Origin of the sequence: Agrobacterium sp. ST15.13.013 (genome assembly GCF_027956525.1) — a bacterium.
In the GTDB taxonomy this organism is placed as follows: Bacteria; Pseudomonadota; Alphaproteobacteria; order Rhizobiales; family Rhizobiaceae; genus Agrobacterium; species Agrobacterium salinitolerans.
Genome location: NZ_JAQKGP010000048.1, coordinates 1 through 10667, shown reverse-complemented (window position 1 = coordinate 10667; position 10667 = coordinate 1). Strand labels below are relative to the sequence as shown.

6 protein-coding genes and 1 tRNA gene are annotated in these 10667 nt (G+C 61.0%); 1 reads left to right on the top strand and 6 read right to left on the bottom strand.

Features of this window, described 5'->3' with window-relative positions:
- Window positions 1–107: 107 nt before the first annotated feature.
- The 6 genes from pbpC to PL597_RS25390 all read right to left on the bottom strand — a co-directional run bounded on the left by pbpC (window position 108) and on the right by PL597_RS25390 (window position 10231).
- Complete coding sequence (gene pbpC, locus PL597_RS25415) at window positions 108–2186, bottom strand: penicillin-binding protein 1C (protein WP_271366586.1); 2079 nt, start codon at window positions 2184–2186, stop codon at window positions 108–110.
- Window positions 2183–7639 carry an alpha-2-macroglobulin family protein gene (locus PL597_RS25410; protein WP_271366585.1) on the bottom strand — a complete coding sequence of 1819 codons (5457 nt, stop codon included), beginning with the start codon at window positions 7637–7639 and terminating at the stop codon, window positions 2183–2185. Before PL597_RS25410 ends, pbpC begins: the two co-directional genes overlap by 4 nt.
- A 118-nt stretch (window positions 7640–7757) precedes the next feature.
- Window positions 7758–7946 (bottom strand): Trm112 family protein, encoded by a 189-nt coding sequence (locus PL597_RS25405; RefSeq protein ID WP_003497541.1) that lies wholly within the window; start codon window positions 7944–7946, stop codon window positions 7758–7760.
- Window positions 7947–7956: 10 nt separating this feature from the next.
- Window positions 7957–8628 carry an LON peptidase substrate-binding domain-containing protein gene (locus tag PL597_RS25400; protein ID WP_162520637.1) on the bottom strand — a complete coding sequence of 224 codons (672 nt, stop codon included), beginning with the start codon at window positions 8626–8628 and terminating at the stop codon, window positions 7957–7959.
- 70 nt (window positions 8629–8698) lie between these two features.
- The gene (gene trxA / locus PL597_RS25395; RefSeq protein WP_077985245.1) at window positions 8699–9667 is read right to left on the bottom strand and encodes a thioredoxin; all 969 of its coding nucleotides are present in this window, start codon (window positions 9665–9667) and stop codon (window positions 8699–8701) included.
- Between the two features lie 54 nt (window positions 9668–9721).
- A complete protein-coding gene (locus PL597_RS25390) occupies window positions 9722–10231 on the bottom strand; it encodes a prolyl-tRNA synthetase associated domain-containing protein (protein ID WP_077985246.1) in 510 nt (169 codons plus the stop codon).
- 253 nt (window positions 10232–10484) lie between these two features.
- Here PL597_RS25390 and PL597_RS25385 point away from each other — a divergent pair.
- Window positions 10485–10559: transfer RNA gene (locus tag PL597_RS25385), tRNA-Gly, on the top strand.
- Window positions 10560–10667 lie beyond the last annotated feature (108 nt).

Sequence of the window (10667 nt, the reverse complement as noted above, 5' to 3'; positions counted from 1 at the left end):
TAACCGAAGTCTCTCTCCACGGCATCAACACCTCCCGCAAAGCGAAAAGTGTTACCCATGTCTCCGGTACAAAACGTCACCTATCTCTCAAGTCGGACACCTGCGAATTACTCGACGAAAACCCGCACGCTCGAGGCACGTCCGTCGGCGTCGATCACCGTGAGTGTGGAAAATCCCTGACCTTCGGGCCGCCATTCGCTGTTGCGGCGATGGGACGCATTCGGCAAAGGCAAACCGTTGGCGAGCCAGCGAAAAGGTGCCCGCCCGCCCTGCAGCTTCAGCACCAGCGGCGAGATGCCTGACTGACCGGAAAGCTCCACACGCGCGCCCTCGGGCGGGTAAACGATGCGCGGGGCGCTTTCACGTCTTGAAGCGGAAAGCAGGCCGCTGGCCGTCGTGGTGAAACGCCGCTGATTGGCGGGGAGGTCATTGACCGCCACCCGCGCGACACCGGAAGGTGCGGCCGGCATCGGCGTGATCGCCACGCCGGATTTCTCGAAGGCCTCGAACAGGATCGGGGCGGCCGTCGCATAACCGGCAATGCCCGGCACCGCGCCATTGTCGGCCCGGCCGACCCAGACACCGACTACATGCCGCCCGTCATAACCCACCGACCAGGCATCGCGATAGCCATAGCTGGTGCCGGTCTTGTAGGCGATGCCGCGCTGTTTCATGCCGAGCGGCGGCAGCACGCCGGACAGGATGTCGGAGATGTTCCAGATCGCCGCATCGGAGAATAAACGGTCGCTCTCCAGCCGTTCCGGGGCGGAGCGGACACCGTCTCCAAGGCGCACGGGATCGCCGCCGCCGGCAAGCCCCGCATAAAGCTGCACCAGATCGACCAGCGAAATACCCGCGCCGCCAAGGGCGATGGCAAGCCCGGGCGCTTCATTGGCGGGAAGTGCGAGTTTGACGCCCACCCGCCGGAACCGCACCATCAGCGCCGAGGGGCTGACCGCATCGAGCAGCTTGACGGCAGGAACGTTAAGCGACAGTTGCAGCGCCTGCCGGATGCTGACATCGCCCTGATAATGCATGTCGAAATTGCGCGGCCTGTAGCCGGAAAAGTCGGCCGGGCGGTCTTCGATGATGGTTTCCTGTCCGACAAGACCGTCTTCGAAGGCAAGGCCGTAGATGAATGGCTTGAGGGTGGAGCCTGGCGAGCGAATGGCCCGGCTCATCTCCACGAAACCGCGTCTTGCCGTATCGAGATAGTCCGCCGACCCCACTTCCGCCAGAATATCGCCGTTCTGCGCATCCGCCATGACGATGGCGACGGAGACCCTGTCGCCGAGCTTTTCCGCAGCATGGCGGGCGACACCCTCCAGCTCCCGCTGGATCGGCAGCTTCAGCGTAGAGCGCACCGCGGCAGTATTTGGGAATTTCACCCGCGCGGCGACGGCCATATGCGGCGCATAGGCCGGAAGATCGCGCCGGCTGGAAGGCGTATTCGCAAGAGCCGCACGTTCCGCCTCCCCCTCACCCACGACGCGCTCGACGGCAAGCCGTTGCAATACGCGCTCGCGCGCCTGTTTCGCCGCCTCCGGAAAACGATCCGGGCGTCGCTTTTCCGGCAGTTGCGGCAGCGCCACCAATAGGGCCGCCTCCGCCGTATCGAGCCGGCCAGGCTCCTTGCCGAACCAGGCGAGGCTTGCGGCGCGAACGCCTTCGAGATTGCCGCCATAGGGCGCGATATTCAGATAGAGATCGAGGATTTCCGCCTTGGTGAGTCGCCTCTCAATCTGGAGCGCGCGCGCGGCCTGCAGGAATTTCGCCGAAAACGACCGATCGGCGCGCGGCTCGATCAGCCGCGCCACCTGCATGGAAAGCGTCGATGCGCCGGAAACGATCCGGCCGTTGCTGACCAATTGCCAGGCGGAGCGCAAAAACGCGAAGGGATCGACGCCGTGATGCTCATAGAAACGCTGGTCTTCATAGGCCACCAGCATGCGCAGGAACAGTGGGTCGACTTCGGCCGCCGTGGTTTTCAGTCGCCAGCGGCCATCGGGTGTCGCAAAAGCGCGCAAAAGCTTGCCGTCGCGGTCCAGAACCTCGAAGGAGCGTTGCTGCGCAGCGTCCAGCGGCGGCGGATAGGCCTTGTCCAGCGCATCGAGACCGAAGGCCGCGCCGCCCATAAGCAGAGCGGCCGTCATGATGCCGACAATGATCGCCTTGCGTCGCCTCATGGGTTCGCCGAGCGCACCTCCATGCGGCCGGTTGCCGTGCGGGCGGCAAATTGCGGCCGGTACATATCCTCAACCGAAGCTGCCGGGTGGTCATAGGTGCCTGGGGTGACGGCGCGGACCACATAGGCCAGCGCAATTTCCGAACTGTCGCCGGCCGAGCGGTCGAAAGCCGCCACGAAACGGTCGTAGCGGAATTCGGTATGTGCCGCTTCCGTTTCCGGCAACCAGTCGAAATTCGAAAGCGCTGCCGAATTGACGAGGCTCGGATTGTCGATTTCGAAACCGGAAGGCAACAGGTCAGTCACCAGAATGCGCGACTGCCAGTTATTCTGCGGCACCACATCCAGCACCACGACATAACGCTCGTTCTGGATCACCTCGCTCGGGTTCACCTCCTCGCCATCCATGGAATAATAGGTGCGGGTGATGGTGAAGCCTTCGCCGCCTGCGGCAAGCGGCTGCGCCGGCGGCGCCACCGTGGTGACGACAGCCGTGACCGGATCGGCCGAGGTATTGGCGATCTTCAAGGGGGCGGCCAGCAATTCATCGCCGCTCATCCGCTTGCCGAAGCCGCCGGTCTGCAAGTCACCGTTCACATCCAGGCGAATATCCTTGTCCTCGCCTTTCACGGCGCGGGCGGCCAGCAGCATCCATGCCTGTTCCTGGGTGCTGGTATAGGGCTTCTTTTTCCATTCCTTGGCCACGGCACCGGCAAGCTGCGGCACGACGGCCGGAACCGGACGGCTTTCCGCCGCAAGCGCCAGCGTCGCCGCGCCATCACGCAGGGCAGAGCCATAATCTGCACGCGCGAGGCTGACATTGGTGGTACGGCTTGCCATATCGAGCGAAGCACCAAACACGCTCTTCGAACGGGCCTGATCGCCATAAAGCGAAAGGGCGGCAGCAACCTGCGCCTTGGCGAGCGGTGTGGCGAAATCGGCCAGCGCCGTATCCGCGTAATATCTGAGATCGTTGATCGCCGCCTTGCGGTTGCGCGCCAGCACATAGAGCGAATAGGCGATCTCGTTGCCGCGATCCTTGACGTTGCTGTCATAGGACAGGCCGTTCTGCAGGTTGTTCAGCGCCTGTACCATGGCGGCTTCGGGCACATCGTAATTCTGCTCGCGGGCGCGGGTCAGGAAGTCGGTGATATAGGCATCGAGCCACAGATCGCCGTAACCGGGCGACCAGAGACCGAAGCTGCCGGAACTCGACTGGAAGGACAGCACGCGGTAGATCGCCTCCTGCACCCGCTTGCGGGTATCGGGGTCCTCAGTCATGCCGCTATCCTTCGTCAGTTCCGAGACGTAAAGCAGCGGCAACGCCCGGCTCGTCGTCTGTTCGGCGCAGCCATAAGGATATTTGTCCAGCATCATCACCAGCGCCGGAATATCGAAGGCAGGCGAGCGGGTGACATTGATCGCGACCGAAGAACCGAGCAGCATGCTGTCAGCCAATAAATCGCCATTGATGGTCAGGCTACTATTTGGCGCGATCTTGATTTCGCGCCGCGTCGTAACGGGCAGAACGGCCGGGCGCACCGGAACATTCAGCACCTGCTCCAGCGAGACACCCGATGCATTGGAGACTTTGATGGTGATCGCACCATTGCCGGGCTGTTCGCCCGTCAGCGGCACTGTCAGCGACGACTTACCGCCTTTCTGAAGCGCGAGAGTTTGCGACATCTCGCCCTGATCGACCGTCAGCGCCGTATTACTGGTCACATCCAGCCGGTAATCACCGGCCTCGCCATCCGTATTGGCGATATCGAGCCGCAATTGCGACACATCGCCGGGTGCGAGGAATTTCGGCGCGCTGGCCGTGACAACGACAGGATCGCGAATGACGGCATCGGAAACCGCATGGCCGACACCCGTCTTCGTCCAGGCCACCGCCATGATGCGGGCCGTGCCGTTGAACTGCGGAATATCGAAGCTGACTGTCGCCTTGCCGTCAGCGTCAAGTTCGACCGGACCGGCAAAGAAAGCCACCAGCTTTTCGGTGGGCGGGCTGCCCTGAAGAGCAACCTGTCCGCCGTCACCGCCGGTGCGCAGCCGGCCGGTGGCGCCAAGTGAACCGTCGATCAGGCGGCCGTAAAGGTCGCGGATTTCCAGTCCCAGCCGACGCTGGCCAAAGTACCATTCATCCGGCTTCGGCGGCTCGTAGCGGGTAAGGTTCAATATGCCGACATCGACTGCCGCAACGATGGCATAAGCCTTTTCGCCCACGCCAGCGCCGGCGACCGTGATCGGAATTTCAAGCGGCTGGCGCGGCAGCGTTTTCTGCGGCGCGCCAAGCGTGACGGCAAGTTTGCGCTCGGCCGGATCGACGGCGAGCCATTTGATGCCGATGGCGCGCATCGGCATACGGCTTTCCTGCGCATCGCCCGGGCGGAACAGCGTGGCCGTGACATAAGCGCCCGCGCCCCATTCCTCGGTGACCGGAATATCGATCTCGCCGCCATCCGCGCCGATCTCGGCATTCTGAACGGAAATCAGCTTTTCTGAACCAGAAGTTACCATCAACTCGCCGGCAAAACGCGACGAAATCTTGAGTTTAGCCGTATCGCCGATCTTGTAGCTCTGTTTGTCGAGCGCGATTTCCAGCGCATCCGGCGTTTCCGTCGAGCTTGCCTCGACATAAAAACCGGCATCGAATTCAACGCTGGAAACCGGCGCGCCATTGCCGGCGCCCTCCACTTCCAGCCGGTAGCGGCCCCAGGTGACAGGCACGGAAATCTCGCCACCATTGGCATCGACCGAAAGCGTGCCGGCTTCCTGCTGCTTGGTATATTCCACCGGCTCGTAACGCCAGGAGTTACCCTGACGATACCATTGATAGTTCCGCTCGACCTTGATGAGTTTCCAGGTCAGGCCATTCATCGCCTGTCTGGCGCCGTCGGCACTGACGCCAATGATGTGGAAACGACCAACGGAATTCTGAGCGAGATCGCCGGAAAATTGCGGTTTGATGCCGATGACAGGCGCATCCGCCTTGATAGGCAGCGTCAGCGAGCGCTCGACGGCACGGCCCCCGGCCTCTTGCATGCGCACGGTGATGTTGGCCGAAAGAAGCTGGGTAGTGGAAGGCAGATCGGTCAGATCGACATTGAAGCTCGCCTTGCCCTCTTCATCCAGATCAGGCAGATCGGCCAGCGTGGTGCGGTTTTCCTCTTCGCTTTCCTCATCGGCCAGACCGAAGAAATAACCTTCGAAATCGGCGCTGGTGCGCGTCGGCTTGATGGCGATCTCGCCTTCCAGCGTCAGGCCGGCGGCGGGCGCGCCATAGAGATAACGGCCATCGACGTCGATGGCCGTTTCCGCGCCCGGATCGATCTGTTTCGCCTTGCTGGAGAGGTCGAATTCCGCCCGGTCAGGCACGAAATCATCGACGAGGAAACTCTTTTCGCCGATCGCAGCCGTTTTCGGGTCGGTGTGGATGCGCAAAGTCCAGGTGCCGCGCATCGCATTTGCCTGCAATGGCAGATCGACCGAATGGCCGCCCAGTGCCTTACCATCGCTGACAAAACGCCGGTCCTCGACGCCATCAGGGCGCGAGAAGATGAAGGTGAGCGGAAGATCCTCGATTGCCTTGCCGTCGACGTCGCGGGCAAGCGCTGCGGCGTGCACGGTCTCGCCGGCGCGGTAAATGCCGCGCTCGGTCCAGCTGAACACGTCGATGGCGCCGGGGGCTGCACGGCCCGTCACGCCACGATCCGAAAGATCGAAGCCGGCGCGGGTCATGTCGAGGAAGACGTAATCCTTGTCGCCGTTGCGCGCCGTCAGGATTGCCGGCGCCTGTGCCGCGGTACCGCGCATCAGGCCGGCCGAGAACACCGCACGCCCATCCGCGTCGGTCTTTGCCGTGCCCAGCACCTCGTTATTCTTGGCAAGCAGCTGCAAATCCACATCCGCAAGCGGCTTGGCGCTGCCGAGGGCGCGGACGAAGACATTCAGGCCGTCAGTGCCGGCATAGGTGGTAATGCCGGTATCGGAGACCAGGAACCATTGCGTGGCGCGGGAATCCCAGGTTTCAGGTGCTACGCCCGGCGGCACGGCGGTCAGCACATAGATGCCGGGTTTGCGCTCCGGCAGGGCCTCATCCACCGGGAAGCTCGTTACCACATCCTTGTTGAGATCGGGCTGGATATCGATCGACCCCTGCCAGACAAGCTCGCCGATCTCGTTTTGAATGCGGTCGGCATTATAGCCGTCCATTTGCGTCAGAAACTGCGAGTTTGAAAGAAGCGAGGTGATATTGCGGTCGCCGACGCGATAAAGCTTCAGGTCCGCCTTGTCGGCATTGACAGAAACGATTGGAATGCCGCGGCGGGCCGTGCCCGGCAGCACGAAATTCTCGCCGGTAAAGCGAACGCTGGCGGCGCGGTCACGCACATAAATATCGAGATCGACCTGCTTTTCCAGTGGCTCTTCCACTGAAGACGGCAGGCCGGCGCGAAGCGCGATCTTGTAACGCTGACCATGGGTCAGGCCTTCCACGCAAATCTCGCTTCCCTTCGCCTCGATGGCCTTGGGAGCGGCCCCGTCCAGCGTGACGAACGAGGAATAATCGACACCGTTCTTCACCAGCGGCTCGGAAAATTGCACGCAGGCGCGCGGGCTGATACTGTCCGTATCCACGGTATTGTTGATGACGCGGAAACCCTGACGCGTGCGCAGATCGGCATAGGCCGCCTTTGTCTGCGCATTGTCGGTAAGTGCAAGGCTCTCCTTATAAGCACTGAGCGCCGCGCGATAATTCTGGGTTCGCTCAAAAGCCTTCGCCAGCCGGTTCAGGGCCTCGGTGCGGGCGCTGACCGTGCGGCTCAGCTGATAGGCATTGATGGCGGCAGACGCCGCCTGCCCGGCAATGGAATAATTATCAGTAACCTGCGCCGCCTTTTCCGACAATGCCGCCCAGAGCGCGCCATCGTCAGGCGTGATAGCAAGGGCCTGTTTGTAGGTCGTGACGGCATCGGGAATATTGCCTGCTGCTGCCTGCTGCCGCGCGATCTGCACAAGGGCTTCCAGGCCCTGTTCGCCCTCGCCCTCATTCGCCGCAAGGCCGGATTTCAGCCGGCGCGCTTCCTGCTGCAGGCTGTCGGTCACGAAGGACAGGCGCTGCGGCGCGCCGATATCGGCTTCCGTGGCCACTTCCACAATCTTGCCGGCAACTGCGCCAGGGAAGGCGTTCAGCTGATTGAAATCCGATTTGAGGAAGCACCATTTCACCTTGGGATTGTAGGTGAAGGCCTTGCAGGCGGTATCGCCGACGCAAATGTCGCCGCATTGCTCCAGCGAGACATTCTGCTCCGTCCTCAGATCGAAGCCGAAATAATCGCCATTTTGGGTCGTAACGACCTTGCGGGAGGGCTCCGCCGCCATGGCTGGCGGGAAAAACAGGGCGGTGGAAACCGCAACCAGCGAAATCCGGACGAGCGCGCGCAACGACATCAGTTTTCTCCCCGCAACAGACATGTCGGGCGGGACTCTGGTCAAATCCACGCATGGTTGTCAACGCATCTTCGTCAATTCGCGACGCGCAATGTGCGAAGGCGGGTAAGTGGGAAGGTCAGTCTTCTATTTTTCGCGCTTCCGAAATCAGCATGATCGGCACACCGTCACGGATCGGATAAGCAAGCCTGGCGCTTTCGGAGATAAGCTCATTGCGGGCGCGGTCATAGGAAAGGCGCCCTTTCGTCAAAGGGCAGACCAGAAGCTCCAGGAGCTTGGGATCGACATTGCTCATCCTGTCGTCCATGGCGCCGATCCTATTGCAGCACGTTGCCGCCCTCGCCCGATCCCTGGGCGAGGACGATCTCGGTGATGGCGATCAATGTTTCGGCCCGTGTCTTCAGGTCAGGCGCTTCCAGCAGTGCCTGTTTTTCAGCCGGTCCGAAGGGAGACATCATGGAAAGCGAATTGACGAGAACGCGATTGCCCGCCCTTTCCACGCTTTCCCAATCCGCTTCCAGCTGGTTGGCCTCTAGAAACGAGCGGAATACCCGCAGCAGGTTTTCACGGTCCACCGCATCCTCATCGTATTCGCCGGAAAGATCGGCGATGAAAGGCGCATGCCGGAAGCTGCGATAGGGTTTGCCCGCCTCCACCTCTTCCAACAGACGGAAACGGCACACGCCGGTGAGCGAGATGATATAACGGCCATCACCGGTTTCAGAAAAGGACGTGATGCGACCGAGGCATCCGACCGCGCTCAGCGGACCGCCCTCAAGCCCCGCCTCGATGACATGCAGGGCGGGCTGCACCATGCCGATGATGCGATGGCCGGACAATGCCCAGTCGATCATCGCGAGATATCGGGGCTCGAAAATATTGAGCGGAAGATGGCCTTCCGGTAGAAGAAGCGCGCCCGGCAATGGAAACACCGGCACGGTTTCCGGCAGATCGTCGTTCTTCACATATCTCGCATTTCCGACATGCATGGGAATCACGCCCCCCTGTTCACTGCTGCCCGGCCGGCGGATCGACCGCCACATCCGGGATATGCCCGCACTACGAAAACAGTATCGCCGAAAGCTTCCTGCGGCCGGCAACGGTTGCCGGGTCCTTGAAGCCCCAGGCCTCGAAAAACTCCAGAAGCTGGCGGCGCGCGCCGTCATCGTCGAAGGTCCGGTCCTTGCGCATGACGTATAGCAGATGGTCCGCGGCCTCGTCGCGCCGGCCTTGAGCATTCAGCACCTTGGCAAGCTTCACCCGCGCCTCGTGACGATCAGGATCGAGCGCGAGCTCGCGCTCCAGCGCCACCGGGTCGCCGATCTTGCGGGCTTCCTCATATTGCGCGATCTTTTTCGAAACGAGCTGAATGCCCGCATCTTCGTTGAGTTCCGCAGGCAGCGAAGAGAGCAGTTCGCTTGCCCGCTCATATTGACCGGCAGCGATCATGCATTCGGCAATACCGGCAATCGCTGCCGGATTTTCCGGATCGGCTTGCATGACGGCGCCGAAAAGCTGCGCAGCACCATTAAAATCGCCATCCGCCAGAAGCTGCTTGGCCTCTGTCAGAACAGCCTCGATCTCGGCCTTGGGGTCGCCCGCGTCAGGCCCGGCGATCTTCTCGATGAACTGCTTGATCTGGCTTTCCGGCACGGCGCCCATGAAGCCGTCCACGGGCCGGCCGTCGGCAAAGGCGACGATTGCCGGAATGGACTGGATACCGAGCTGGCCGGGAATCGACGGGTGATCGTCAATGTTCAGCTTCACCAGCTTCACGCGGCCATTCGCCTCGTTGATGACCTTCTCGAGCACCGGCGTCAGTTGCTTGCACGGGCCACACCAGGGCGCCCAGAAATCCACCAGTACCGGCTGGCGACGCGATTCCTCTAGAACGTCCCTGGAGAAAGCCGCCGTCGTGGTGTCCTTGATGTGGCCGGAGGCCGCACCGTTCAGCTCGCCATTATGATGGGCACTTGCAGTCATCTGCCCGCTATAGGAACCGCCGTAAGGATTATTGTCGCCGCTCATGCCGGTCTCCCGTAAACTTCTGTCATCTGGCTTATTTGAAGCAAAGATCGTATCTCACTCGCTGACTTTCAAGACAAGCGGCGCATGTCCGGTTGCCTCGAGAAAGCGAATGAGATCTTTGGACGCGATCGTTGTCGTCTGGTCGTTGGAAAGCGGATGGCCGTTCACCAACTCGTTTTCCAGAAGATCGCTGTCGAGCACGAAGGTGACCTGCCTGTCCGTGTCGTTGATGGCGCCGAACACTGTCACCGAGCCCGGCACGACGCCCAGATATTCAAGCATCTTTTCCGGTCTGCCAAAGGACACACGGCTTGCCGCACCGATGGTCTTGTGAACGCTTTTCAGATCGACGACCGCGTTTTCCTCAACGGTCAGAACGAAATACTGATCCTTCTTGTCCTTTACAAAGAGGTTCTTTGTATGGCCGCCGGGAATGAGGTCGCGCAGCGACTGGGATTCGGCAACGGTAAACACCGGTTCGTGCTGCTTCGTGCTGTGGGAAATGCCGAGTCCGTCGAGAAACTCGAACAGCTCCGTTGCCGTCTTCCGGGAATTTTCCGCCATATCCTGCCGCCTGTCTCTGCCGATTCCACAATCCTTGTTTCCTGATTAAGCGGGCAACCGACGCTTGGCAACGCAGGAAAAAACAGCGAGATGAAAAATTCTCAATCATTTCCGCCGCTTGTCGCATTTCTCAAAGAAATTTTCGCGTTTTTTTCATTTCCCTGTTGCATTCCAGAATCGATTGAGCGATATAGCGCCCGTCGCCGCTTGGCGGCCCACGGTTCAGCGAACTACCCCGGACCGGTGGATTTGAGCGGGTGTAGCTCAGGGGTAGAGCACAACCTTGCCAAGGTTGGGGTCGAGGGTTCAAATCCCTTCGCCCGCTCCAAATTTCCCATGTCCAGACCGGAGACATAGGTAACAGTTTGTACCTAAGACATAGGTGACAATCTCGTGCCGAACGGATTGTCGATTGTTTGCAGCGTTCTCTGTTCCA

What these genes read in the sequence shown, in the direction of transcription:
- trxA (WP_077985245.1), bottom strand. Translation starts at nt 9,667, where the DNA reads ATGAGCGGCGACAATAATCCTTACGGCGGTTCCTATAGCGGGCAGATG.
- PL597_RS25410 (WP_271366585.1), bottom strand. Translation starts at nt 7,639, where the DNA reads ATGTCGTTGCGCGCGCTCGTCCGGATTTCGCTGGTTGCGGTTTCCACC.
- PL597_RS25400 (WP_162520637.1), bottom strand. Translation starts at nt 8,628, where the DNA reads ATGCATGTCGGAAATGCGAGATATGTGAAGAACGACGATCTGCCGGAA.
- pbpC (WP_271366586.1), bottom strand. Translation starts at nt 2,186, where the DNA reads ATGAGGCGACGCAAGGCGATCATTGTCGGCATCATGACGGCCGCTCTG.
- PL597_RS25390 (WP_077985246.1), bottom strand. Translation starts at nt 10,231, where the DNA reads ATGGCGGAAAATTCCCGGAAGACGGCAACGGAGCTGTTCGAGTTTCTC.
- PL597_RS25405 (WP_003497541.1), bottom strand. Translation starts at nt 7,946, where the DNA reads ATGGACGACAGGATGAGCAATGTCGATCCCAAGCTCCTGGAGCTTCTG.